Origin of the sequence: Mesorhizobium sp. M0751 (assembly GCF_040320265.1) — a bacterium.
In the GTDB taxonomy this organism is placed as follows: domain Bacteria; phylum Pseudomonadota; class Alphaproteobacteria; order Rhizobiales; family Rhizobiaceae; genus Mesorhizobium.
In genome coordinates this window covers 317157-343409 of sequence record NZ_JAMYPH010000005.1, presented here as the reverse complement: position 1 = coordinate 343409, position 26253 = coordinate 317157, and the positions used below count along the sequence as shown (strand labels likewise).

General features: G+C 58.5%; 19 protein-coding genes and 1 pseudogene. 11 read left to right on the top strand and 9 right to left on the bottom strand.

Annotated features, from left to right (window positions below; translation table 11 throughout):
• Window positions 1-217: 217 nt before the first annotated feature.
• The 3 genes from NKI19_RS11755 to NKI19_RS11745 are packed head-to-tail and all read left to right on the top strand — an operon-like array spanning window position 218 to window position 4817.
• The gene (locus tag NKI19_RS11755; protein WP_352493248.1) at window positions 218-2155 is read left to right on the top strand and encodes a GumC family protein; all 1938 of its coding nucleotides are present in this window, start codon (window positions 218-220) and stop codon (window positions 2153-2155) included.
• Between the two features lie 51 nt (window positions 2156-2206).
• Complete coding sequence (locus NKI19_RS11750) at window positions 2207-3385, top strand: glycosyltransferase family 4 protein (RefSeq protein WP_352493247.1); 1179 nt, start codon at window positions 2207-2209, stop codon at window positions 3383-3385.
• A 28-nt stretch (window positions 3386-3413) separates the two neighbouring features.
• On the top strand, window positions 3414-4817 hold the full coding sequence (locus NKI19_RS11745; protein WP_352565839.1) for an O-antigen ligase family protein: 1404 nt from the start codon (window positions 3414-3416) through the stop codon (window positions 4815-4817).
• 832 nt (window positions 4818-5649) lie between these two features.
• On the opposite strand, the gene NKI19_RS11740 is transcribed toward NKI19_RS11745, so the two are convergent.
• From NKI19_RS11740 to NKI19_RS11730, 3 genes are all read right to left on the bottom strand, one after another.
• A complete protein-coding gene (locus tag NKI19_RS11740) occupies window positions 5650-7011 on the bottom strand; it encodes a phenylacetate--CoA ligase family protein (RefSeq protein WP_352565840.1) in 1362 nt (453 codons plus the stop codon).
• 16 nt (window positions 7012-7027) lie between these two features.
• Entirely contained in the window at window positions 7028-8554 is a 1527-nt protein-coding gene (locus NKI19_RS11735; protein ID WP_352493244.1) for a lipopolysaccharide biosynthesis protein, read from the bottom strand.
• Between the two features lie 206 nt (window positions 8555-8760).
• On the bottom strand, window positions 8761-9918 hold the full coding sequence (locus tag NKI19_RS11730; RefSeq protein WP_352493243.1) for a CapA family protein: 1158 nt from the start codon (window positions 9916-9918) through the stop codon (window positions 8761-8763).
• Window positions 9919-11382: 1464 nt separating this feature from the next.
• Between NKI19_RS11730 and NKI19_RS11725 the strand changes: the two genes are divergently transcribed.
• On the top strand, window positions 11383-12819 hold the full coding sequence (locus tag NKI19_RS11725) for an MBOAT family O-acyltransferase (protein WP_352565842.1): 1437 nt from the start codon (window positions 11383-11385) through the stop codon (window positions 12817-12819).
• Window positions 12794-13762: a hypothetical protein gene (locus NKI19_RS11720; protein ID WP_352492415.1), complete on the top strand. Its 969-nt coding sequence runs from the start codon at window positions 12794-12796 to the stop codon at window positions 13760-13762. The genes NKI19_RS11725 and NKI19_RS11720 overlap by 26 nt, the downstream gene beginning before the upstream one ends.
• A 304-nt stretch (window positions 13763-14066) precedes the next feature.
• On the opposite strand, the gene NKI19_RS11715 is transcribed toward NKI19_RS11720, so the two are convergent.
• Window positions 14067-15653: an adenylate/guanylate cyclase domain-containing protein gene (locus tag NKI19_RS11715; RefSeq protein WP_352492414.1), complete on the bottom strand. Its 1587-nt coding sequence runs from the start codon at window positions 15651-15653 to the stop codon at window positions 14067-14069.
• Window positions 15654-16024: 371 nt separating this feature from the next.
• Here NKI19_RS11715 and NKI19_RS11710 point away from each other — a divergent pair, with 371 nt between their 5' ends.
• Window positions 16025-16258 carry a DUF6429 family protein gene (locus tag NKI19_RS11710; protein ID WP_352492413.1) on the top strand — a complete coding sequence of 78 codons (234 nt, stop codon included), beginning with the start codon at window positions 16025-16027 and terminating at the stop codon, window positions 16256-16258.
• A 342-nt stretch (window positions 16259-16600) separates the two neighbouring features.
• Here the strand turns inward: NKI19_RS11710 and NKI19_RS11705 are convergent, their stop codons facing one another.
• The 4 genes and pseudogenes from NKI19_RS11705 to NKI19_RS11695 form a co-directional block, all read right to left on the bottom strand.
• Window positions 16601-17149 carry a class I SAM-dependent methyltransferase gene (locus tag NKI19_RS11705; RefSeq protein WP_352464038.1) on the bottom strand — a complete coding sequence of 183 codons (549 nt, stop codon included), beginning with the start codon at window positions 17147-17149 and terminating at the stop codon, window positions 16601-16603.
• 124 nt (window positions 17150-17273) lie between these two features.
• Window positions 17274-18098 carry a PA3715 family protein gene (locus NKI19_RS32835; RefSeq protein WP_352492412.1) on the bottom strand — a complete coding sequence of 275 codons (825 nt, stop codon included), beginning with the start codon at window positions 18096-18098 and terminating at the stop codon, window positions 17274-17276.
• A 213-nt stretch (window positions 18099-18311) separates the two neighbouring features.
• Window positions 18312-18764, bottom strand: a pseudogene (locus NKI19_RS32830) (nitrilase-related carbon-nitrogen hydrolase); the annotation flags it as partial.
• Window positions 18765-19020: 256 nt separating this feature from the next.
• The gene (locus NKI19_RS11695) at window positions 19021-20025 is read right to left on the bottom strand and encodes a Tim44 domain-containing protein (protein ID WP_352565945.1); all 1005 of its coding nucleotides are present in this window, start codon (window positions 20023-20025) and stop codon (window positions 19021-19023) included.
• Between the two features lie 337 nt (window positions 20026-20362).
• Here NKI19_RS11695 and NKI19_RS11690 point away from each other — a divergent pair, with 337 nt between their 5' ends.
• The 5 genes from NKI19_RS11690 to NKI19_RS11670 all read left to right on the top strand — a co-directional run bounded on the left by NKI19_RS11690 (window position 20363) and on the right by NKI19_RS11670 (window position 25192).
• Window positions 20363-21082: a FadR/GntR family transcriptional regulator gene (locus NKI19_RS11690; protein WP_352565846.1), complete on the top strand. Its 720-nt coding sequence runs from the start codon at window positions 20363-20365 to the stop codon at window positions 21080-21082.
• Window positions 21083-21095: 13 nt separating this feature from the next.
• Complete coding sequence (locus NKI19_RS11685) at window positions 21096-22301, top strand: mandelate racemase/muconate lactonizing enzyme family protein (protein ID WP_352565848.1); 1206 nt, start codon at window positions 21096-21098, stop codon at window positions 22299-22301.
• 39 nt (window positions 22302-22340) lie between these two features.
• Window positions 22341-23324 carry a sugar ABC transporter substrate-binding protein gene (locus NKI19_RS11680; protein WP_352565850.1) on the top strand — a complete coding sequence of 328 codons (984 nt, stop codon included), beginning with the start codon at window positions 22341-22343 and terminating at the stop codon, window positions 23322-23324.
• Window positions 23325-23477: 153 nt separating this feature from the next.
• Complete coding sequence (locus NKI19_RS11675) at window positions 23478-24458, top strand: ABC transporter permease (RefSeq protein WP_292655808.1); 981 nt, start codon at window positions 23478-23480, stop codon at window positions 24456-24458.
• 2 nt (window positions 24459-24460) lie between these two features.
• Window positions 24461-25192, top strand: a complete 732-nt coding sequence (locus NKI19_RS11670) for an ATP-binding cassette domain-containing protein (RefSeq protein WP_023678772.1) — start codon at window positions 24461-24463, stop codon at window positions 25190-25192.
• A gap of 52 nt (window positions 25193-25244) precedes the next feature.
• Here NKI19_RS11670 and NKI19_RS11665 read toward each other — a convergent pair whose 3' ends face one another.
• Window positions 25245-26243: a sugar-binding transcriptional regulator gene (locus NKI19_RS11665; protein ID WP_352565851.1), complete on the bottom strand. Its 999-nt coding sequence runs from the start codon at window positions 26241-26243 to the stop codon at window positions 25245-25247.
• Between the last annotated feature and the right edge of the window lie 10 nt (window positions 26244-26253).

Here is a 26253-nt window from a genome sequence, read left to right as displayed (position 1 = left end):
CATGGAACGCGTTAGGGTACCGGGCGGGAGATACTCTCGAATAGACGGTTCGGCGCCTTCGGATTCGCGACCGGATCCTGGAGTCCAATTTTCCAGACTCACCGACATCGTGAGGCGGCACACGGTCCTAATAGGTGCCATAGCAGGGTTCGGCACTTTCGTGACTTTCATTGCCGCCTTGGCAGTCCCGCCTTCGTATACGGCAACGGCTCAGCTCATGATCGACCCTGGCCCGCGCGATGCGAACTCAACTCAGTCGACCATATTCGAAACCGTCGATCCGACCGTGATCGATACGGCCATCGCTCTTCTAACTGCCGAAGATCATATCCGGTCGGTTCAGGCCAGCCTCTACGACCACCCGGACTTTCAGTCCGAAACGCCAGACGAAACGTCGGTATTGAGGAATTCCATCAAAACATTACGGGCACGGCTCCGGGCGTTGATTGGCTCGATCAAAAGCATCTTTCCCACACCGGATTCAGAAGCCGAGGCTGGTGATGCTCGGCCAGGTGTTCCCACCCTCGGGGAACTCAGCGCTGGCGTAAAGGTCAATCAAGAGCGCCGCTCCCGCGTCATCTCCGTGAGCTACACCGACGAGAGTCCTGAAAAGGCCGCAGCCATAGTGAACCAATTCGTGGACCTCCACATCAATGAGCTGCGTGATCGGAACCGGCGGCAGGCCAGACGTTTGCTGGCTTGGCTGGACCAGAGACTAGTGGAGGTCAAGTCCGAGGTTCATCAAGCGGAAGAGCGGATGGAATCGTTCCGCATTGTTCACGGAATGAGCAATGTCGAGGCTGATACAGAACTGATCGCCCAAACGAGGCGGCAGCTTGCACGTGCGAGATCCGAAATAGCGGTCAGAGAGGCTGCTATCGATAGGCCTCTTGGTACCGCAGCCACAGCTGAGGAGCAGGTCAAGAGTCACGACATGCCGGCTCCTGAACCAGGTGCAGTAAGCGACCCCGAAAATGAGCGTTCGCAGGCTCGGTTGAAGAACGAGGCCGAAGTAATTCGCTCACAAGCCTCGATGCTGGAGCAAGATCTGAAGTCACTGCAGAGCCAGGCCGCCGACCGCCTCGCTTCCGAAGCCGAACTTCGCTTTCTCGAGCGCCAAAGCGCATCCGCCGCGAACCATTACGACGATCTTCTCCGGCGCAAGCAAAATTTGGCCGAGGAGCAGGACGCGACAGTGGCGGCGCATGTCCTCACATCTGCCCGAGCGCCGACGCGCCCAAGCTCGATCAACCCGATCCTCTTTATTCCGGCCGCCCTCATCGCCTTCTCGGCTTTCGGATTGGCTATCGCAGTTATTCTCGAGCGCATGGACCGCACCCTGCGGAGCGAACGTGACATAGTTGACGCCCTTGGAGTCTCGTGCATCGGCCTTGTCCCTAACATTCGGTGGACTTACCGCCGCCAGAGCGACCGCTATTTGTTCGATGGGCTATCATCGGCATACGGTCAGGCCATCTATTCGATCGTGGCAGCAATCCTCCAACCTGCTGGCCCGAGTGCCAAGCCGATGATCATTCTCGTGACGTCCAGTGTGCCTGGCGAGGGCAAGACAACGCTTGCGACAAGTTTCGCGGCCTGCGCGGCGCGTCTTGGCCGCCGGGTTCTCCTGATCGACCGCGACCTGCACGAGCTAAAGGATCCGTCAACTACAGCTGCATTCGAAATCGCGCGCCGGAATGGCGAGCACACGCTTTCGCCCGAATATACGAGCGCTGGTCCCATTAGCCCGATCCCAGATCTGGATTGCGACCATCTTCTGGTGCGGCGGACAGGTGCTGACCAACCTTCGCTTTTTGTGGCTCAGAAAATCGTTGATGTCTGTCAAGGGATGCGCGGACGCTATGATTGCGTCATCATTGACGCCCCGCCGACATTCGCACCGGAAACCCGCCTCCTTTCCGCCGTAGCCGACGAGGTGATTTTCGCAGTGCGGTGGGGAAGTACCAGGCGCGAGGTCGCCGGCAATGCCCTCCAGCAGTTGCGTTGCTCCAATCGGTTTGAAAGCCTGACCAATGTTCATGCGGTGCTGACGCGTGTCCATCTGCGCAAGCATGCACGGTACCGACTTGGGGACATTGGTGAATTCCTTCAGAAGCACCGAAAAAACTATTCGCGCTCCGGTCTTTGGAATTAACCCGAACCGACGCCCTCCGGTCAGAGGTCACGACCAGCACGCAATGCGTTTTTGCCAAAGAGTGGGAGTTGGACGTTGCGGTGGTGCTTTGTTTCTCCTGGATATAGATCGACTCAGGTCCTTGCCGGCGATAGTCGCTCATCGGGCGGTGCTGAAGCACAGATAGCTCATCTTGCCGCGGCTCTCGCGGGTCTGGGGCATGAGGTCAGCCTCATATATGGCGACGGGCAAACGCAGTCCCTCAGCAAGATTGCGGGGGTCAGCTGCATCGCTGCCGCACCGGCGTGGCGATTGCCTGCAAGTCTCCCAGCATTCTGGCGTGCCATGGACACGTTGCGCCCGGATGTTCTCTATGCGCGCCTCCCAACAGATTTTATTTGGCTGATGGGCCTGTTTGCCAGATCGCGCCGCGATACGCGCTTCATATATGCTCTGGCCAACGATGTTCATTGCACCGCCTGGACCGCTTACGATCACAAGAAATGGTTCCACGCTCCTCTATTCAGCCTTGGCATGCGAAGTACCGACGTGATTGCGGTCCAGCATCACCAGCAATCGGCTATGCTCAACCCACGTTTGCGAGAGCGCTCGGCACACGTGCCGAATCTGGTGCGCTCGGTCTCCGAACATCCTCGCGTATACGACACGGCCACCATTGATGCGATCTGGATCGCGAAGATCCGAACAAGCAAACAGCTCCATCTGTTCCTGGATTTGGCGGAAGCGCTGCCTCGCCTGCGCTTCGCAGTGGTAGGCGGATTCGATCCCACGGTAAGCAGCACGGTAAAGGTGGCGCTGGAGGAGCGGATCCGCAGACTTAAAAACCTGACCTTCTACGGCCCAAAGCGCGACAACGAGGTCATGGCCCTGCTCTCGAAAGCCAACGCTCTGGTAAATACATCGTCCGTCGAAGGGTTCCCCAATACTATGCTTGAGGCATGGAGTATTGGCGTTCCGGTCGTCTCACTATCGGTGGATCCTGGAGGAGTGATCGAGCAGAAGGGGATTGGCTTCGTCAGCCGAACCATGACTCAGTTGGTCCATGATGTGGATACGATCGTTCGAACGAAGTCGCTCAATCAGCGGTGCGGAGAACTCGCGCTTTCCTACGTTCGCCGGCAGCATAGCCTCGAGGCAGTGTGCCGAGCCTTGGAAAGGGCGCTTCCGGGAGTGCAGTTAGGCCGGTGCCGGACCTGGAACGTCGCGACGCCATCTTTGGATCGCAGCTGAATCGGATTCGAAGGCAGGGAGACGAGCGGTGTCGAATCTTTCTCCTGATATACCATCCCCGATAAGCCTGATGTATGTGAGTTCGGCTGTCCTGCTTGCCATCTTGATGGCTTTGCTGCTGATCCTGTGGGGCGATCCCCGGGCTCCCATCTTGGCCGTCGGCGCCGCCGGCGGCGCCGCCATCGCTCTTTATCTGGTCCAACGGCCCTTGAGCGCCCTTTATGTCGCGATCTTCCTTGCGCTGATGCCAATGGGGCTGCGGTCCGGGTTGGTCTACGACGTCGCCGCTAATTCAGCTCTCGCCTTAGCGCTAGGGGCGTGGCTGCTTAGCGTCATCGTTCAGCGGCAGCACATTCAGTGGAACGCCGTATGTGTTCTAATGGCCCTCTATCTTGTCTGGGCGGTCGTCACCCTGCTTTGGGCTCCCGATCTCATCCTGGCCCGGAAAGAACTTGTCGCCTATGCCAGTGGATTCATTGTGCTGTTACTCATTTCTGCGGAGGTCAGATCAATCGCAGCCATAGACGGATTGATGCGCGTCCTAATGTTGATGGGCTGGATGCTCATCCTGGCTGGATTGCAGGTAGTATTCGCAGGCGGTTACCAGCTTGGTGAGAGACTGCAAGTCTTGGAAATGAACGAGAATCTTTTTGGTGTGACCCTGGTCCTGACGCTTCCCGGCCAGATTTGGCCGGTATTGCGCTCCTCCGGCCTGACCCGCGCATTCCATCTGGTCCTCAGTATTTTCTTCATCCTTTGCACCTTGGGCCTCGTCGCCCTCAGCGGGTCCCGGGGAAGTTCGATCTCGCTCCTGCTCGTGCTGCTCGCGTTCTTCTTCTACAAGCGCATGAGACCGTTCGGCATCGTCGGAATAATACTGGTGGTTTCCCTGCTTGCGATTGCACCACTCGCCACTGATGTCCTCGTGCGACGCTTCGAGGAAGGTGAGGGCGGAGATCTGGGGGGGCGCGTTGTGCTGTGGTATGCCAGTTTGCAACTTGTACGGGACCACCTGTGGAGCGGGGTGGGGATTGGCAACGGCCCGTCCGAGCTCTACCAATATGTCGCTCCCCTGACGAGCAACTACGCTGATCGCTCTAGTGTGCCGAGTCACAATCCTCTCCTCGAGGTAGCAGCAGAGACAGGCGTGCTCGGCGTTGTTCTGTACGCCAGTGCAGTAGTTCTCGGGGTATGGCAATTCTTTCGGTACCGCCGCAGATTGCATAATTACGATGAGCTGGTCGCAGGCTATTTTCCGCTGGTGTTGGGCGTGTCCGTTGGCTACTTCGCCTCGTGGTTGAAGGGCGGAGGCATGGCTGCCCATCCGACTTTCTTCATACTTCTAGGATTGCTATTGTTTCCTGTTTCCGGCCCGATTGCTAGCATCAGGGAGGACTTGCTGACGCGGGCCAATCACCGTTCGCCAGCGTAGGCGATTGCCAAGAGGTGGCTGCCGCACTTGCCGAGTATCTGGCCCTGAACGATCTCTCCAGGGACCGGTGCATTTTGAAGGGCTATCAAAAAAGCTCCCGCCAGCACACTCTCCGGCTGGGGAGAACTGGACGAGCCGCACCGCGCCCGATTGGGCAATATGTGAATCGGCGTGAAAAAAAATTGGACGCCGATCTGGAGTGCGCCCTGAGCGGGCAGATCGGGATGGGGATACGCCGCGGCGTTTGATGGCGTGCGAACCGATCCGGTCCGCAACTCGCCGTCGGCCTCCCTTGTGCGCCACAATTTCGCGGCATGCGCACCGCGGTCGGAGCTGTGGAGTGCCACGGCGCGAGCAAACGATGTCGGCCGCGCCAACAGGCACTGGATTACGCTGTAGCTGCCGGTCGACAGTCGACATCCTTGGGACATGACCCGACCTCAATCGCGCGTTCTATCGAGGTGCGTTCGCCTTTCCTGGACTATCGCGTCGTGGGACGAATGGAATGACTTCCTCGAAGCCTTCGTCGATGACCAGGTGACCAGGAACTCATCGCCCGCATCAAAGCGAAATGAAATCTCCGCGGTAACAACCGGGCGGTTACCGTCGTGGAGTGGGCCGCGAGGTTGTGCGGCATTCCTTTAACACTCGTGAGGGCGAACTTCCCCCTGCAAAAGCCGGCGGAGCCGCTGTTGCCGATGCAGGCAGCGCGGCAGCAAGCTTGGCTTTGGGTGCTTGGCGCCTGGTTCCAGCGTTCCAGCAGCCGAGTGGGCCTTCTGCGAACGGAGGGGCTGCCGCGCGCCGCGCGGCAGGCAGCGCGAACTTCAGCCACTTACTGTATAGCGGATGTGCTGTGTGGTGGACGAGAAACGAGCGACACCGTATAGCGGTATTTGCCTGAGGCCAGCTTCGGAATGGCATCGACGAACTCGAAGGTAACCTGGCATGCGGGTCCCGTAACACGCTGCAGCGAACTGCGGATTTCCTCCAAGGCACCTTCCGGTGGCGGCGCTGCCGTGACCATCTTAATCAGAATCGAATCGTAGTTCTGCTGGATGATCTGGGTCTTCTTCAGCCAGTCGGATTTGTGCACCACACCAAGGAAGTGGACGAAAAAAGCACCGGGGATGGTCGAGCCGTCTTCGCGCACGAAGGCATCCATCATGCGTCCGGTAACCGTCTCCAGCTTTTCAACGGAGGGCGTCGGGGTCGAAACCGCGGCTCCGACCATCGCGCGGTCGCCGATCCGGTAGCGAATAATCGGCATGGCATAGTTCGTCAGGCACGTGACCAGCACTTCGCCTTCTTCGCCCGGCCCACATGGCTCGCCTGCCTCATCCACGACCTCGACAAAATGGGTATAGGTGTAAATTTTCAGCCCTGCTCCGGCCTCGCGCTCGCCGGCGACGCTGCCGACCTCTCGTGAGCCATAACGATTTAATACCGGGCAGTCGAAGGCACGCGTGACCTCTTCACGAATGAAAGGATACAGAGTTCCGGCGCTGGTGACGACGCTCCTGATACGGGGCAACTTGATCTTCTCGGCATTGATGTAGCGCGCAAGTTCGTAGATGCTTTCGGCGTAAGCTTCGATGATGACCGGATGCACACGCTGAATTACTCTTGCATAGTTCTGCATGCGTTGTCTGCTTAGATCGAAGGAGTTGAGGAACGTTTGGTTCCGGATGAAGTTGCTGAGCTTGTTACGCCATCCTACCGTCCCAAACATTATGTCGCGGTCCGACCCCCAAAGTTTGACAAAGGGTTCGCCCGAGGCTCGACCAGCCCAGGAATAGTGCATCTGGGTCAAGGCCTGCCCCATGTCGTTGTAGTATCTGTCCTGCAGCAACGTCACCGGTTCTCCACTGCTTCCGCCCGAGCTGCTCTTGTACCACGCCCTCGAGGCCAGATCATCGCTCTTCAGAAGGTCGAATTTCGTGTGCAACATCTCCCTGGTAAGCTCCGGCACCTGCCGAAAGCGTTCGAGGTTCACTTGATCGCCGTGCACCACACCAGTAGCGGCCAGCACATCACGGTAATGCGGCACGTTGCGCGCAGCGTGCCGCAAGAGTTGCGAAAGACGCTCGTGCTGCTCCTCTCGCTGCCGTGAGACCGGCCGATTATGGAATTCGTGCAAAAAGGAACAATAGCCGGGGATCGGATTACGGGAAATCCGTGTGTCGTAGACCTTCAAGACCGGTGCACGCCAATTAAGCACGGGGCCTCCCGTCTAGAATGCTCCACAGCAATTCGCGATCTGCGCGATTTAAACACAAGAAATAAGCAATTATACTGTACAATACAGCTATTGTCACGGCCATTGCGCCGAGAGCTAGCCAATTAGGTGGCCACCAAAGCTGTGAGATGAACCTGCCGGCGAAGCCGATAGCTAGCGTGCCGAGTGCCCCGGCCGTTAAGGGCGGATAGAACGACCACCAGGGGAGACGCAACAGGGTTGCGCAGTAGCTGGACATGAACAGACAGTTCTTGATCGTCCACACGATGGCCGCGGCAGCCGCGACCCCGACTACTCCCCATCCGCTCCAGCGTGCGAGCGCTATCGCCAAGCCGATATTCGCCAAGCCGAGGGCTAGGGTGAGCAGCCCTTGCACTTTGACCTGGTTGTATGCCGTCACTACGTAGAAAAGTGGCCTGACGGCTAGGTTAACAGCCAAATGACCAACCAGAAGGATCAGCAGCACGTTAAGTTGAGCAAACTGCGGGCCTAGCCAAAGATGCAGCAAAGGTGCGCAAAAGCCGCACAGCAGGCCAACCGGCAGGGCTAATGCAACACTAAGGAGCTTGACGGAATGACGAGCGATTCGACGCATTCCGTCGATGTCGCCTACGGCGTAGCGCGCCATTATTGCCGGACTTAACACCGTGACGACCGCCTCCGTGAGCGTATTGATCAAAGCAGGGAAGAGCAGGACGGCAGCATATCGTCCGGTCATCTCGGCACCGAACATGGCGTTCACGATCAGGAGGTCCACCTGCATCAGCAGGAGTGCGCCGGTCTGATTGACTGCCGACCAGCCGCCCAAATTCGCAAGCGCCCGAAAATGATGACGATCGATATCTCGGTAGTTGAGATGCAACTCGGGCGTCAAGCGCCTCCAGACGACTACATCGCCCGCCAGCCCGACCATGGCGGCGATGACGAAAGCCGCTGCCACGTGCCAGAGGGTTGCCGGCCAGACCATGAAACAGAGTGCTATGATACACACCCGGGTCAGCAACGTAAGCGAGTTTACAATATTTCGCAGGTCGAAGCGATGCTTGATCAGGCTTGCAACACCGAAATTGCTGCTCAGAATTGTCACGAGGAATGCAGCGCCGACGCTTGCAAGCAGAAACTGGGCCGCGCGCTCCAGCCCGGCTGGGACATTGAAGAGCGCCGGAAGGAAATAGGTCAGAATACCTGCCGGGACCAGCAGAGCGCTACAAGCAATTACCGAAAGTGCCAAGCCTGTGTTGAATGTCCCGTTTGCGCCGGCTGTGTTGCCCTTGTTCAGGTCTATCGCAAGAAAACGGCTAATGGAAACGTTTAGGCTAGTTCCGACAAGGGCTCCATACATGACCAGGGAATTTGCCAGCGCAATCATCCCGTATGCTGCTACGCCGAGATGATTTACCAGAAACGGGATATACCATAGCATGATGGCTGTGTTCAGAACGATGTAGCATGCATTGGCAGCCACATTGCTGGCGAAGCGTAATCTCGCTACGTCAGCCATCGGCGTTACGGGTGACGCCGGCATTCGACATGACATTTCCCGTCCTGCCGCCCCCTTGGACCACTGCCGGGCCGACGAAAGCAATCCAATTATCCATGATACAGCGCGCAGCTCGTATGCGGCGCCAAGATGTCAGCAAAAAACCCCATAGCTTGAGTTTGACGCGCAAAACCGGATCCCGCAAGTCGTTTCAAGTCGGACGGCTGTCAAGTGATGAATGTATCGAAGCGCCGCTTAGCCTCGGCTTCAAGCACAGTCACCGAAGCTTCACGATGCGAAACGCACCTCAACGCGTTTAGCCCACCTAGCAGCGATTTGCTGGGGAACATAGGAATCGGCCAAACGCCGCGCTGGGCCATCCCCTCTTGAAACTCCGAGATCAAGTTGTTCAGCCGCAAGTACCTGTGTCGTTGCTGGAGACAGAATTCCTCCCAAAGCCTGCCCAGATGAGATGAATCTGCGAGAGCCACGTTAAGATTATCGAGACAGGAGAATTCACGTTGAGCTTCTTGCTTGGAAAGTATGCGAACACCATCATCAGGCGAGTACCGGTGGACAAGCGGCTCACCGATGATTCGTTTATGTTCGACGTCTAGAACGAGCGATGCAGCCATTCCTGTATTCCAATCGGCTCCCTTGTTGGGCCAATAGAAAAGGAAGTTTCCAAGCCCATAGAATATTGGTTTGCTCTTGTAGCTCTCGTATGCGCTTATCACGTGCGTATGATGATAGATAACAGCATCTGCGCCAAAATCAGCATAGAGGCGGGCTCTTTGAATTCGTTCCGGAGAAGGTAGCGGAAAATATTCGGCACCTCCGTGAATGATAACGATTACGAAGTCAGAAACGGTCTTTTCCTCTATTATCCAGTAATACATTGATGCGATATCTTCTTTTATCACGCCCACACGCCCCGCCTCAACGACGCCAAATTCTTGCTCCGCGACATTGATGAACGAAGCAGAAGTCCCTTGCGCGATGTAGCGAAGCCGGTGAGGTGCTTCTGCCCCTTTCATTCCAGCACCCAGATGCTCGATATTGTTTTCATCGAGGGCATTTAATGTGTCCTCAAGTCCGGAGGTGCCAAAATCCATCATGTGATTATTAGCGAGTGTTGCCACGGCCAATCCGCTCTGAGCTATAGAGGGCAGGAGATCCTTATTCCCCCTGAGCGCGGGCCCCACCTTCTTTTCGCTCGTCTTTTTAGAAGTTATTGGTGACTCGAGATTGAAGATATTCAGGTCTGCCGCGCTCAAAAATCTTCTCGTGGAGCAAGAAAAGATGGCCGGCGAACCGGGCTGTTTTGCAAGCTCGTTGATGGGGTCCGTCAGCACGAGATCGCCGAGTACATTGATTTTGATCATCTTAGGTTAGCCTATATCGTCAGCTATGGGATCCTAGGGGTAATACTTGGACCTTCCTGATGTAACGAGCAATACTTTAAGAGTCCGTTTTGAAAATCAAGCACTGCTTGATCAGGCTTGCAACACCGAAATTGCTGCTCAGAATTGTCACGAGGAATGCAGCGCCGACGCTTGCAAGCAGAAACTGGGCCGCGCGCTCCAGCCCGGCTGGGACATTGAAGAGCGCAGGGGACGGCCGCCGCGATCTGGTGGGACAGCGTCTCGACTGACCGGAGGAGCTGCGAATAGGTCAGACGATTGGCGCCGTCGCTGATTGCAAGCTTGTCGGGGTACTGGCGGACGACATTTCGCAGGTGATCGAAGGCCGCAATGTTGGTAAAATCGACGCCCAATCGTTGAAATGGGCGCAGTACGGGACCACCCTGATCCAGTGCGTATTGTGCGACACTTGACCAATTATCGGAGGTCGTTGTCTGACAATCCACCGCTAGATCCTGATCCGCGACTTCTGATCCCAAATATGCCGAAGACATGAGCTGTCACGCTAGGATTAGGGTCACTTATCGCCCCCCGCCCCAATCCTTTCATCGATCATTCTGATGATGCCCTGATCTTCCCTCAAGGACGCTTGGTTAGTCACTTCGTCAGTTTCGCAAACCGCCGGCCGAGCCAATCATGCCAGGCTCGCCGGCTACTGTGGTAGGCAAAGGCGACGAGCACTGGCGTCTGTGCCAGGTGGCGCCTGTAGCACACATGCACGTTTCGACGACGAGAACGCGCGATGCCGGCTGTTCTCATCTCGATTGTCCAGCCAAGCGGCCGGTCTCCTGTCTGTCGCGCAGCTTATGAGCTTCATCGGCGCAATAGGAACGCGGCGCTTCATGAACCTGCTTTCGTGATCGAAAGCCCGCCAAAGGTAGAGGGTCTGCCTATTGATCGTGACGAACACCCGCATCTAGGTGCCATTGTGGCCTGGGGCGCATCCCTTGTGTCCGCCTGCGCCGGATCTCGGCGGCAAATATCGAGTCCCAGACGGGTCCACCAGTACCGGATCGTCTCGCGGAGGCAGCTGCGCCTTGTCGTTCGAATGAACGAAGACAAATTAGGGCCAGACCTTAGCCTGAGCGTTGATCTAAAGCGCACCTCGCCGATCTTCTGCATATTTCAGCGTATAGCCGCCCGGCGGGACAGCGCGAAAAAGGTGGGAACAATCGAAATCGTCTTGCTGGGGCCTGGTAAGCCGACTGGCCAAGGGAGACAGCTTTCCTAGAACAACCCTTAGTCGCTACGTCGCTGACCTTGCACGTCAAGACGGGATGAACCGTCGTGGAAAGTCTTGATCCTGACAATCGCTGGGGGCCGTGCCGCCAATCTCTGCAAGTGTCGGCTTCAAAATCAGGTCGTTATTTGCGCCTTCGAAGTTGAAATATTTACAAGGTCCTGCTTAGCTAACTTTGGGAAGCCATGGTATTCAATAGCTGGCCCTTCTGGATATTTTTCTCGTTATTTATCCCCGTTTATTGGGCGCTTCCGTTTCGCGGGCAGAGACTATTTACCCTCGCCGCAAGCTACTTTTTCTATGGCTGGTGGGATTGGCGATTTCTCCCACTCATCGCTTTCTCTACGGTCATGGATTTCTGCCTGGGAAATCTTGTGGCGGCGGCTCCGGCAGGCCCACCCAGACAACGATACATCTGGATCTCTGTCTTTGTTAACCTGTTGCTGCTTGGAACATTCAAATACTATAACTTCTTCGCCGACCAACTCGATACGGCTCTTTCTTCGTTAGGAATAGCAGTATCGTTACCTTTGCTTAACGTTATTCTTCCCGTTGGTATATCATTCTATACGTTCCAGAGTATGAGCTATGTCTTCGACATAGCTCGTGGCATTGCAAAGCCGGCTAGCAGCTTCTGGAATTTCGCCCTTTACGTCTCCTTTTTCCCGCACTTGGTCGCGGGACCTATAATGCGCTCCGGTGCCAAGGGGCATGAGGAGCTAGGCCGCGGACTCCTAAAACAGCTTGAGGTGCCGCGCGTCAGTCGTCCTGACGACTTCAGCCTCGGCCTGTACTACATACTTGTAGGACTCTTTAAGAAGGTTGTTGTCGGCGACAACATGGCCTCGCTGGTCAACAGCATTTTTGGTCGTGAGGCCGATCAACTTACCGGGCTCGAATGTCTCGTGGGTGTGTATGCATTCGCATGGCAGATATATGCCGACTTTTCCGGCTACAGTTCCATTGCGCAAGGTCTCGCCAAGTGGATGGGCATCGACTTGATGGATAATTTCAAGATACCTTATCTAGCCATCTCGCCCAGCGATTTCTGGCGACGCTGGCATATCAGCCTTTCCACATGGCTACGCGACTATGTCTACATATCTCTCGGCGGTAGCCGGGGTAGCACGCCAATAGTTTATCGAAATCTCATGATCACTATGGTTCTGGGCGGCATCTGGCACGGCGCCAACTGGACTTTTGTTTTATGGGGTTTGTTCCATGGATTACTGCTTTGCATTTACCGTTTCATGGGCTGGGAGGGCAGAGCTCCTCTCTCCGCTTTCGGCCGTGCCTGGCGAATTGTTCTGATGTTCCAATTGGTATGCTTCGGCTGGCTTCTGTTTCGGGCTGAGAACATAAGCCAAGTAGGAACCTTCCTTCATCTCATAGCCACTGATTGGCGGATCACGGCTGGCGTAACCGCCATGCTGGGGCTCATGGTTTTCTACACTCTTCCTCTATTTCTTTTCGAGTTCTGGCTCGACCGTCGTAAGAAGAACCTTCTCGCCCTTCCCCAGGGATCATGGTCAGTTCGCGCCGTTGTGTACGCATACATGATCCTAATGTTGATTTTCTTTCCATCACCGAACGCCCATGAATTCATTTATTTCCAATTTTAGGAGGGAGTCGAAGGTGATTGCGGCCGTCCTGCTTTTGCTGGCGGCGGTGGAGTTTTGTCTTTATCTGGGTGAGCCCTGGCTATCTGCCGACGTACGGCACATCCGGCAAATACCAAGAATCGTTGAAGATCTTAGGACGGTAGGGCCTCCGCGCGTCTTATTTCTTGGAAATTCGCTCACACGCGCCAGCATCCGACCTGATCTTGTCGTAGACACATTGGCTAGCGCTAACCTTCCTAAGATTAACCCTGCCATGATCTTTCCGGACGATACAACCATCGTCGATTGGCACTACTTATACCGTAACCTTATTCAGCCAAAAAACCCCCAGCTTAATTTAGTCGTGATTAGCTTTGCGTATGGTCATCTGGATGATCATCAGCCGCTCAATGTCGAACGCCTGGGTGGCGAGTTTGCAGGACTTTCCTCCGCCCCGGAGGCGTTCGCCCACGATGTCCTGTCACCCAACGACCGCATTGAATACCTGCTTAGTTGCGCTTTCCGGTTGTGGGCGGACAGAGTACGCGTGCAGACGAGGGTTCTTGCACTGATCCCCGGATATACAACGCTCGCCCAGGTCATCAACAGAACTCTTAGGGGCCAGAGCCAACGCGACCTTCCTGATCCATCCGCGACTTATCATCGACTCGCGCGCTTCATCGAGATGGTCGTGGAGGACGACAATAAGCTCGTCTTCGTTGCCGTCCCCGTTCCTCGCCGCTACCCTCTTCCACAGGAACTTCGCGATACGATCCGCAACGCAGGCGCAGAACTTATCGACCTTCAGGGGGTGATACCCTTTACCTCTGCGGACTTTCCAGACGGCTATCATCTTTCCGCCCCCGCAGCGCAACAGTTTTCTAAGGTGCTGGCCCGCGCCATGGCCGACAATGACTACGTTCGTTCTGCTCTCGATCAGGGCGCTACTAAACCATACAAATGAGTAGGCCGGGAAGATTGGATGTCGTGTTCTGAAGCCGGGCGACCAAGGCTCCGCGCCAGCGCCCGTCGCTTCACCCGCCCAGCAGGGCACAGCCCACGCCGGGGAGCAACGTCAGCGACCCACATCAAGCCAAAGGCGTCTGCAGTATGGCTCGAACCAGTCATGCTCTGGACCAAGTCCTTGCAGGCCTCGTCGTGCTTTTCGTGATACCAGCCGAGTGCGTCAACACAGGCGGCGCATGAGACGGCGTTGAACCCGACTTTATGTGGCTGGCTACGGTCCACATTGCGTCACGTACAAGAACCTAAAATGCGGCGGGCTTGCTTCGGATGGTTAAGGCCAGGAGCGCCTCCGAAAGTCGTTTCTTCGCCCGCTCCACCCCGCTCTCGTCGATTGCCTCAACATCGAGGAACAAGTCGAGGCCAGTCGCGTGCTCGCTGATGACCTGAGGGCGCTGGGCGAGTTCACCCAGGAGGCCCTCGACTTCGTAGGGGACAACCTCCCGGCTGATCCCCTTCATCGCAATCGGTGCTAACGGACGCGCCCGGACAAGGTCGCGCACGAGCGCGTAAGTCTCATAGCTGAGGCAGATGCCGCCGGGCTCGGCAATCGACTGCAGACGGGCAGCCAAGTTCGCTTCGGCTCCGATGATTGTGTAGTCCATCCGATCATCGGAACCGAAGTTCCCAACATTGCAATAGCCCGTGTTGATGCCCATGCGAGCTCGGAAGGGCCGTTCAACTCCGCGGTCATGCCACACCCTGTTCAACTGCTCCAGCCGACGCTGCATGTCGACGGCCATGCGCAAGCAGGCTCTCGCGTCCTCCTCGACGCCTTGCGTCTCGGGGTCTCCGAAGAACACAAGAAGCGCGTCGCCGATGAACTTGTCGATGGTGCCGCCGTGTTTGAGCGCGATTGTCGACATCTCTGTGAAGTACTCGTTGAGGAGAAGCGTCAAGTCCTCGGGCTGGAGCCGTTCCACGATCGCGGTGAAATCCTTGACGTCGGAGAAAAAGATCGTGAGCTTCTTGCGCTCGGTCGCGATGGTGACGTCCTTCTGGCCACTGAAGATGCTTTTGTAGATTTGAGGCGAAAGGTATTTGGCGATCTTCAATGAAATCGCGGCCAGGAAGTCGTTTGCCTCGGAAAGCTCCTTGTTGATGCCCTGAATCAACGCGGACTGCCGACGCTGCAGGAGAATGAACGTCAGGCCCGCTGCCGCCGCGAAACCGAAATATAGGAGCAGATACTTGAAGGTGAGGATGTTCGCAGCGATAGGCTGATTGACTGATATCTCCTGGATCCCTCGGACATCACCTACCTTCCAGTCCGTCTTGGGGCTGTCCGGGTGTGAGTTATGGCAGGTCACGCAGACTTGTCCCATTATGACAGGCGCCACGGCGCGGACCTGCCGGTCAAACAGTGAACCCGAGACTTCGATGATCGGCTCCTTCGGGTTGGCGCGCAAAGCCAGGATTGCATTCCGCTCGAATGCATCGAGCTGGTGGGGGGCGCGACCTTTGAAAGGCAGATCCGAGACGAACCGATATTTGACGGATCCGTCGTGAGCGCTGATGCGCTTGCCGAGTTCGATCGAGAGGGTTGCTGGAATAGGGATCGCACCTGGCACGTCCCGGTAGTTGTGCGTCGCAGTCACGGCGCCGTTCGCTTGCAGCACGCGTCCCACGACGTCGCTGCCGTAGAATCCGCGCATTTCGTCGATGATCCGGCTGATTTCGCTGGCTTGCCTGCGCAGCATCCGTTCCGATAGGTCTCGGAGGTCGAGCCAGGCTGCGACGGGTAGACCGACAAGGCCGATGACCACTGCCGCCACCAGGAGCGGTCCCATGGTGCGCTGCTGACGCGCAATCTGTTCACCCAGTCCAGCCATTGTGCAAGCGCCCGGCCGCCATTAGTATCTGAACTATAACTCATTCCCGGCACGGTACTAGAGTCAGTCTTGGCTCAATGAAAACACGTCAGCCCTGCGACGTCGGACCGATCTTGAGCGGTTGTTGCCAAGCTCCGACCTTGACCGAGGATTTCGCCAATCCGCATTTCATTGCCAGCGGCAAAGCTGCCACGGCCGCTTAGGCACCGTGATGAACTCCGATCCCATCCCGGTTCGTCGCCGGCGCAAATGACGCTGTCGCGCACGCGACGCCTGAGTGAAGCACTTATCTTCAGCCGAACCCTCGCGGCGAGGAATAACCCTACGGTGTGGGTCGTGGCAGAGGCGCTTTCGCGTGTTAGACTGCTTGCATGGAGATCGACGCCGACAAGATCGACGATGCCGTTATGGGCCTGCTTTGGCTGACGCTGCATGAAGAGAGGCGCGCCTGGAAGGGGTTGGATTGGAATGCTCTGGATCGCCTGCACGAGAAGGGGCTGATCGCGAATCCGCCAAACAAGGCGAAGTCGGTGGTTCTGACAGATGAAGGACTGCGGCGTGCTGAGGAGCTATTCCAAACCCTGTTCACTCGCCCGGCGCCGTGAGCTAGAGCGCTGGACGGGCGCCTGCGAGCTGATAGGGCACATGGCTGAATTTAGACGCCGGGGGCGCGCTGACCGCAGGCGGGACGGCCAGTGCTCTCGCCATGACGGCCAATTGGTATCCGTCACCTACGCCAACCGGCGCATCCGGTCCTGTTAAGGCAGTGGCAGAGAACACCGCAGCCGCGACCATCAATGTCAACGGCATTGGCGAAGTCCAGCCCCGAGATGCTTCTCCCGGCGAATGGGCGCTCCCGGGCTGAGTTGCAGCCAGCAGCGGGTGGGCGCCCGCTGCTGACACATGGGATGTTAGTGGGGCAGATTGCCACTGGCGATGCGAAATCTCTATGGCTGCGGATTTCCTAGGGTGGGTTTCTCAAGCACCAGCACATGACTTCCAAGAGGCGACGTGTGAGTGCTCTTGACCTGGAAACCTTCGTCCGAAAGCGTCTCGATGAATTCGCCATCCGTTCCAGGCGGAACGCGGGCGACGACGTTTGAGGTGCGCCTCACAATATTGGAAAGCACCCTTCGCGCCTTGCCTGGGCCGATGTTGCGCTGCATGTGCTGGTAGACGGCCAGCAGCAGGACGATATCGTATTTCGGTAGAAGGATATTGCCGAGGCGCCGGCTGCCAAGATTCAGGCGATCGAACCGGGCATGCACCGGGGAGCCGCTCAATAACATTTTTGCAGTCTCGATGTGCGGCTTGGCAATGTCGATCCCGTGGATCGAGCTGGGTTTCAGTTTGGATATCTCATAGGCGACAACACCCATATTGCAGCCAACATCGAGAATGGATTTTCCGGCGTAGTCGACCTTTGCGGAGAATAGCCCGTCCAGTCTGTCATCCCACGTTCCGGCAAAACCCCTTTTGAATCTTGACCACCACAAATCATCAGCTCCTTTGAGAAGAGCCCCCTTGAGCGCCTCCTACCACGAGAGAATTAACGGTCGATACCCATTCAACTGGAATTGATCACATTGACGAACCAAGGCAGGGACGTGTGCGGCCGCGTTACAACCCCATCACCTTGAGTGCCGCTGGAACCGGATAGCGGTTGCCGTCATAGCGCAGCCGGTAAGTCCGCTTCACGGGCTTGCCGGGATGGGACTGGCATTCGCCGTCCTGGTCGGGGGAGGGATTGTCGGTATCCGTCCGCTCAACCGCGGCGATGTCATGATAGCCATGATGGCTCGCCGGGCTCATCGCCAGGCTGACCTGGCTGGAATGAAAGGATTCGGCGCAGCTACCATCGCTGTCACCGACAGAGCCGGCCACCACGAGGCCGTCGAGAACCACGCGCAGCGTATCGCCGGCGAGAGCGTAGAGCCGCAGGTCGGTTTCCGTGAAGGGAGCGGTCAGCGAATGGTGTGCCATTTCGATGCGCAGTCCGAATGCGGTGACATCCGGGGCCAGTGCATAACGGCCGGTGTCGAATTCCACCTTTTCGATGACAATCATGTCATCGGTCATCAGACCTGGCTGGAGCAGGCGCTGGCGCACCCGCAGGCTCTTCCTGTCGACGACCAGAAGCTCGATATCGCCGACATGCAAATGGTCGCGGTTAGCGCTGTCAATCAGCGGCACTGCGACCAGCAGCAGGTCGTCATGGGCGGGCCAGATCTTGCAGACCAAGCCGAATGGCGCAGCGCTCTCCGGGAGCGTCGAGGCGATGCTGGTATGGGGTTCAAGCGTGAACGAGATACCGTCGGCGCTCTTTCGGGCCTTGGGATAGGCCTGCTGCACCAGCGCGGCGGCATCGCCGCAATCGCCGGCCGCGGCCCTGGCGGGCGACAGGCTGGTCAGGCAGAGGAAGAAGACAGGCAACAGGATTCGCATGAGGTTCTCACGTCGCAGCGCCCGATGTGGGCAGGCATGTCTACGCGAGATTGCTGGCGGCGCACAGGGGGCGCGGAAAAGTCGGCCAAGATCGATGAAATGCTGAATCGAGAGAGCTCGTTTGACAATCCAAGATCCGGCACTAACTGCCGAATTCTTACCGGTTAAGTGCCACGCGACGGCCGCTCCAAGGGCTGAAACCCCGTTGTCCACAGACCGACTGTACTGGTGGCTCGAGATGTATGACTTGGCGGGGCCGCAGGGTCCAGCTCCTGTTGCGGGCAGGGCGGTCGGCACGGCGACAAGATTGGCGCAGGCGAGCGCCGGACGCCGCACGTTTTCAGGAAATTCGACATCGTAACAGATGAGCATACCGATCCTGAGGCCGCCATGCTCGACGATCACGGCCGAAGGGTGCCCGGCGCTGAAGAGGCCGCGTTCATAGTCGCCGTAGAGATGCGTCTTGCGGTAGACAATGGGAGAAGTCTACCCATCGACGAAGACGGCGCTGTTGTAGGTCTTCTCCTCTGCAATTTCGGCAAGGCCGGCGATGATGGCGATCTTCAGCTCGCCGGCCATCGAGGCCAGCCGGGTGACAAGATCGCCACCAGGTGTTTGGGCCAGCACGCGCATTTCATCGCCCGCGCCGTAGCCGGGGGAACGCAAGCCCCGGCGTGATCAGCAGACTTGCGCCAGCGGCAGCCGACGCGCGCGCAGCCTCTTCGATCTGTGCAAGGTGGCTTCCGGCTCACCGGCCACGGCGCGTGTTTGAATGGCGGCGATGCGCATCATCAATTGTCCAATGATCAACGCTGCTCACAAGTATGGTGCTTGACCCTGACCCTATCCAAGACCCAGCGCGCCAGCAAAGGCGGGCTGGCTGTCCAGTGGTAGCGGGACCCATTCAGTCGAGGCAAGCACATCAGCCAGGCTGCTGGATCGCGGCGAGTTTCCACTCATCGCCGTCCTGGCGCATGAAGGTCCACAGTTCGATTGTCTCCGTCGGCCGATCGGCCTGGCCCTCAACGATCTTGCCGCTGATGCGATCGCGCGTCACGTCGCGAGATTCATAGCGTAAAGCAGCCGTCGCGTAGTCGCGATCACCCTCCCGCCAACTTTCCGCAATATCGGCCTCCAGCAGGCTCACGTCCGATACGTCGTTCCTGACCCCCTTTTTGGCATTGTCGGCAAGTTCCTCGGACAGATAGGACACCATCTCGGGCGTCACCAACCGGCGCAATGCAGAATTGTCCTCACGTCCGAATGCTTCCTGAACCTCCGTCAGCCGTTGCTGGAACGTGTCGCGGTCAGTTTGGGTGAGTGTGATCTCATCGGAAGCACTGGCTTGGGAAGGATTGCCTTGGCTCGTTCCGCCATATCCTGACCCAATACCTGGAATGGGAAACGCTGTGGCGTTGCTCGGCTCAGGCCGGGCTGCTGCGTTGCGCCCAAAGCGCGCTGTACCGCGCGAGGCACCCGCCATAGCGGGCGCTGGGCTTTGCGCCGCCTGCGAGCGGAAAAAGCGGATCGCCAGCATGATCGCGCCGCCGAACAGCAGTACTTGGAGCAAAAGACCCAACACGCCGGCCAAGCCGCCGAACCCATGGCCCAGTAGAACGCCGATCAAACCGCCGAGAAGCAGCCCCCGCATCATCGATCCGCCGAAGCCGTTGAAGAAGCCCGGGCGCTGAAATGCCTGCGGCTGACGGGCCGCATTGTTCGTTGCCGCATTGGGCGTCATCGAGCGCTCGACCGGTGCGGCCGGTTGCGGCGCAACTCTGGTCGGCGGGACCGGCTGGAAAGTGCGCATGCCGCGACTGCCGAAACTGCCGCCACGGCGTGCATCGGCGTGATCCACAGCCACGACGGAAAATGCCAGGAACAATCCCGCAAACAAAACCGCAAACCGGCTCCAACGCGAAATCAGCATAGGCAAGTCCTCACGTGACACTCTTTCCGCTCATATGGGGTGGATCGATCGAAATATCTGTGAATTGTCCGCCGAGATATTTTCGGGCGGCACGGTCGGCCGCCCGCCAGTGTTCACGACGAGCATGTCGAGCCTACCCACCGGGATGATCGTCTGAGGAATCCCGCGCCCGGCCGCTCGGCATCGGTCGCGTCAAGAGCATCGGTCATGCAAGCGTCTGGTCACCGGCTCCTAACGATGATGCTGACTCTATCTTGACATACAGCTTTCCTTTATACTATCAACACATCTTTAAAACCTGCCATACAGGTTTGCCGCCTGAACTGGAGATCGCGTGAGCACGGCGGTATCCGCAAAACAGTCCGACGCAGGGAGCCTGGTCAGCAATACGATCGGCGAGATCACGCGTCATATTCGCGCGCATGAGCTCGGGCCCGGCGACCGGCTACCCAGCGAGGCCGCCCTTTCGAGGCAATTGAGCGTCTCGCGCACCGTGGTTCGCGAGGCCTTCAGCTCGCTCGCGGCCATGCGGCTTATCGACCTGAGGGCGGGCAGACGGGCTACAGTCGCCGAGCTGGATTATGGCGCCATGTCACTGGTGATCGAGCATGGCGTGCACACCGAGCAGATCACGGTGCAGCAAATCTACGACGTGCGCCGCACGATTGAGACCCGCACCGCCATGCTGGCGGCCTTGCGCAGAACAGCCGACGAAGTGGAAAGGATCAGGACGCACGCGCTCGCCATGCGCGAGAATTTCCAGCGGCCGGAACAGGTCATGGAGCACGATCTCGCCTTTCACCTCGAAATCGCCAAGGCTGCGAAGAATCCGGTTTTCAGCCTCATCGTCGGCGCGTTCGAGCGCGTATCGCGCCAGACCTGGCCGATCGGCTGGCGCAGCCGCCCTTCGGATGCCGAGCAGTTGGAGATGATCCAGATCCATATCGATCTCGCCGAAGCAATCGAGACCGGTGATCCTCAGTCGGCTCGTGACCTGATGGCGAGGCATTTTGACGAGAGCGTCAAGGCCCTGCTGGCGGCCGGCATAGCTTGAGGAGCGGGGCGCAATGAAGATCACGAAACTGGAAACGCTGCGGCTCAAGGAGCGGCCGAATCTTCTCTGGGTCCTGGTTCACACGGACGAAGGCCTCGTCGGACTGGGCGAGACCTTCTTCATGGCTGAAACCGTCGAGACCTATCTGCACGAATACGTCGCGCCGTGCGTGATCGGGCGCGACCCCTTGCAGATCGACCTGCTCGCCGCCGACCTCGTCGGGTATCTCGGTTTCCGATCGACGGGCGCGGAAGTCAGGGGCAACTCCGCTTTCGATATCGCGCTGTGGGATCTGTTCGGAAAGGCGACGGGTCAGCCGATCGCACAACTCCTCGGCGGGTTCACCAGGCACGAGATCAGGACCTACAACACCTGTGCCGGAACCGAATACATCAAGAAGGCCACCGGGCAGACGACGGCCAATTACGGGCTCGATAAGCCCGGCGACGCCTATGATGATCTGAACGGCTTCCTTCACCGCGCCGACGAACTGGCGCATTCGTTATTGGAGGAAGGCATCACGGCCATGAAGATCTGGCCCTTCGACATGGCCGCCGAGAAAACGCGCGGCCAGTATATATCGCAGTCCGACTTGAATTCCGCCCTGGCGCCATTCGAGAAAATCCGCAATGCGGTCGGCGACAAGATGGACATCATGGTTGAATTCCATTCAATGTGGCAGCTGCTGCCGGCCATGCAGATCGCTCGCGAGCTTGCCCCCTACAAGACCTTCTGGCACGAAGATCCGATCAGGATGGACAGCCTGTCCAGCCTGAAACGCTATGCCGAGGCTTCGCTGGCGCCGATATCGGCTTCGGAAACGCTCGGTTCCCGGTGGGCCTTCCGCGACCTTCTCGAAACCGGAGCGGCCGGTGTCATCATGCTTGATATCAGCTGGTGCGGCGGGCTCTCGGAGGCGCGCAAGATCGCTGCCATGGCTGAAGCATGGCACCTGCCGGTCGCGCCACACGACTGCACCGGTCCAGTGGTGCTCGGCGCATCGACCCACCTGTCGCTGAATGCGCCGAACGCGCTTGTCCAGGAGAGTGTCAGGGCCTTTTACAAGACCTGGTACCGCGACCTTGTGACCGCTTTGCCGCAGGTGAAGAACGGCATGATCACCGTGCCTCCCGGACCGGGCCTCGGCATGGAACTGAACCCGGAGATCGATCGCGCCTTCACGGCGCTTCGACGGGTGACCGACGCATCTACTGTCTGAAAATGAACCTGAAGCAGCTTTCTACGGAGGAGGAAAACCATGAAGAAGCTACTTATCTCGGCAGCCCTGGGAGCAGTACTGGCTGGAGGCTCGGCAATCGGCTCACGTGCGCAGGAGCCGATGAACATCGTCTTCACGCATCATTCGTCGGCGTCGAACCCGTTCTGGCAGGCGGTGAAGAAGGGGTTTGACGACGCCTGCGCCAAGATCCAGGCCAATTGCCAGATGGTCTTCACGCAGACCGAAGGCTCGATCGAGCAACAATCGGCCAACATGCAGGCGGCACTCGCGGCAAAACCGGACGCGCTGATCACCTCGATCGTCGACAACAATGCCTTCGACCAGATCATCGCCGACGCCCGCGCCGCCGGCGTCACCGTCATCGCGTCCAACGTCGATGACACCGAGGGTGCAGCCGGCAATGCCCGCCAGGCTTTCATCGGCCAGGGTTTCATTCCCGCTGGCTACGAACTCGGCAAGAAGATGTCCGAGTTCTTCCCCAAGGAAGGCAAGATCAGGGCGCTCGTCGGCGTCTCCGCGCCCGGTCAGAACTGGTCGGAACAGCGCGCAGCCGGCGTCATGAAGTTCCTTGAGGAATACAAGGCCGCGAATGCCGGACGCGAAGTGGTCATTGAACGGCTCGACACCGGCACAGATGGCGCCGTCGTCGCCGATCGTGTTGGCGCCTATCTGTCTGCCCATCCGGACACCACGGTGTATTTCGACACCGGCCTTTGGCACGCCTACGTCGCCCAGGTCCTGATCGATCGCGGCATCGAGCCGGGCAAGGTGCTGATGGGCGGTTTCGACATTGTCTCGGAAGTCCTGCAACAGATGGAGGCGGGTTATATCCAGGTCCAGGTCGACCAGCAGCCCTACATGCAGGGCTTCATGCCGGTGATGGAAGCCTATCTCTCCAAGAACGTCGGTCTGCTGCCGGCAGACATCGACACCGGCAAGGGCATCATCGTCAAGGAAGACGTGCCGAAGCTCAAGGAACTGGCCGCAAAAGGCGTGCGGTAGGCGCGAAGCCGGCGTCCTCTCCTCGTTCTTTGCGTGGAGAGGGCAAGGGGAGGGCCAGGCAGCACGGCCGTGGGTTGGCTCCGTCCCAGACTGCCGCCATCCCCCGTGCCGACGCCACAAGCCAGCGCAAACAATCCCAAGCCGGAGCGAATGATGAAGCGCTTGATGAAGATTTATCTGGAGAAGCCGGAGCTTGCGGCGGTCGTCTTCCTGCTCCTTCTCCTCCTCGTCTTTCAGATCCGCTCTAACGGCGTATTTTTGAACACACAGAACGTGCGCGGAATGCTCGGGCTGCTGCCTGAAATGGGGTTGGTCGCGATCGGCGTGACCCTGCTGATGATATGCGGCGAGTTTGATCTTTCCGTGGGCTCGGTCTTTGCGCTGACCCCGATGACCATGGCGGTGATGCTGGCGGCCGGCGTGCCGTTCGCGCCGGCCTTTGCCGCAGGCCTCGCGATCGCCGCCCTGATCGGCTTCTTCAACGGGTTCATAACGATTCGTTTCGCGATACCAAGTTTCATCACCACGCTTGGCATGCTGTTCATCGCGCGTTCGCTGACGGTGGTAATCTCCGGTGGCTTCCCTCCCGTCATCCCAGCCAACGCCCTGCCCAAATGGCTGTTTACGATCTATGTCGGGCCGGGCGACCTCTTTCGCATGTCGTTCTTCTGGTTTGTCGCCGTGGCAATCCTGGTGACGGTGCTCCTGTCGCGCACGAACTTCGGCAACTGGGTGCGCGCCACCGGCGGCTTTCTGCCCGCCGCGCAATCGATGGGCATCCCGACGGCCCGGGTGAAGGTCGCCTGCTTCATGATCTGTTCGGTGCTCGCCGGCTTTGCCGGCACCATTCAGGTGATGCGCCTCGGCGCGCCGCTGCCCTCGATCGGCGAGGGGCTGGAGTTGCAGGCCGTGTCGGCTGCCGTCATCGGTGGCGCCTCGCTGGCTGGCGGAATCGGCACCATCTTCGGCGGCATCATCGGGGCTGCCCTTATCCGCGTCATCGACAACGGACTGGTACTGAGCCAGGTTGACGCCAACTGGTTCAAGATGGCAATCGGCTTCCTGACTATCTTTGCGGTGGTCATGAATGCCTGGCTTCGAAAGCGGGGCAGGGCAATGAAGGTGGAGACCTGATCATGGCGGCACCCATCATCGCGATCAAGGGACTCCAGAAATGGTATTCCGGCGTCCACGCCTTGAAGAACGTCACATTGGACATTTATCCAGACGAGGCACTGGGCCTCGTCGGTGACAACGGCGCCGGCAAATCGACGTTGATCAACATCCTGTCAGGCACCCAAAAGCCCGATGGCGGCGAGATCAGGATCGACGGTGAACCGGTCCGATTCTCGAACCCGCGCGACGCCATGGATCGCGGCATCGAGACGATCTACCAGTACAATTCCATGGTCCCGACCATGACCATCGCCCGCAACGTTTTCATCGGACGCGAGCCGGTGAAGGGCTCGGTTTTCGGCATCGGCATCCTGGACCAGAAGCGTATGCGTGACGAAAGCGTCAAGGCGATCGCCGACGTCGATCTGCATCTGAGGTCACCCGACGCGCTTGTCGGCGAACTGTCGGGCGGCCAGCGCCAAGGCGTGGCGATCGCCAGGGCCATGCACTTCAAGTCGAAAGTCATGATCCTCGACGAGCCGACCAATCATCTCTCCGTGAAGGAGACGCGAAAGGTGATCGGCTTCGTTCGCGCCCTCAAGGCCCAGAACATCACGAGCGTCTTCATCAGCCACAACATGCATCATGTTTTCGAATGCTGTGACCGGGTCGTGGCCATGGCGCGCGGCGAGATCGTTCTCGACAAGCGGATCGGCGAGACTTCGATCGAGGAAATCCACGAGGTTCTGTGACGTGGAGAAGCGATCACTCGCGAGCCACTCTGCTGGTAGAGGTCAGTCTGCGCTACGGCTTTTCCGCAAGGATCGCCTCAGCGGTTTTCTCGTCGGTGATTAGCACATCGACGACTCCCAGACGCAACACCGCGCGCAGCACCGGAACCTTGTCGAGGCCGCCGGAGGGCAGGATCACGGTGTCGACGTCGCGCAGATGTTCGGGGGCGAGGCCGATGACGCGGCTGTTTAGCGGGTGATCGACGAGTTGTCCGTCGGCGCCGATCCAATGGCCGCAAATATCGCCGACCGCTCCGGCTTCGCGAAGCGATCTGAGATCATCGTCTCCTACCAGTCCGATCCGAAAGATGGTGGCGTCCTTGTGCACCGCGCCCACCGAAACGAAAGCGGCGTCAACGTCGCGGGCATGGGTGAAGGCGTCTTCCAGAATGGACTGGCGCATAAGCAGGTCGCGTGTGGCTTCGGTGTCCGTGAACACCGGTGCCGCGATGTAGAAGCATTCCGCGTCAAAAAGCGCGGCGAGCCGCGAGGCGATTTCATAGATGTTGATCGCCGATCCACGCGTGAGCCCGCCAAGCAGGGAAACGACCGACATCCCTTTGACGGGGCGCACGGTCACTGACCGCAGGCTGAGCTGGAGCGTCCGTCCCCATCCCACGCCCACCGATATCCCGTCACGGATTCTATGCGACAGGGCTTCACCGGCAGCAGCTGCAATGACCTGTGGCACCAGGGCAGGATCGGGCGGTGTCGGAACCACGATTGGGTCGGAGACACCATAGGCGTCCCGAAGCCGGTGCTCCAGCTCGATGCAGTTCGCCACCTTGGAATTGATGCGAATCTGAACGATCCCCCGCTGGCGGGCATGCGCCAGCATCCGGTTGACGCGAAGGCGTGTCAGGCCAAGAGACTTGGCGATTTGCGCTTGCGTCAGGTCACCGACATAAGCAAGCCAGGCGGCGCGCACGAGCAGCCCTTCCTCGCGATCGGCCGTGACGGAACTCGTTACGGCTTGACGGCCGTCGCGTTTCTTTCGTGCGGGTTTGTCCATCAGATCATCC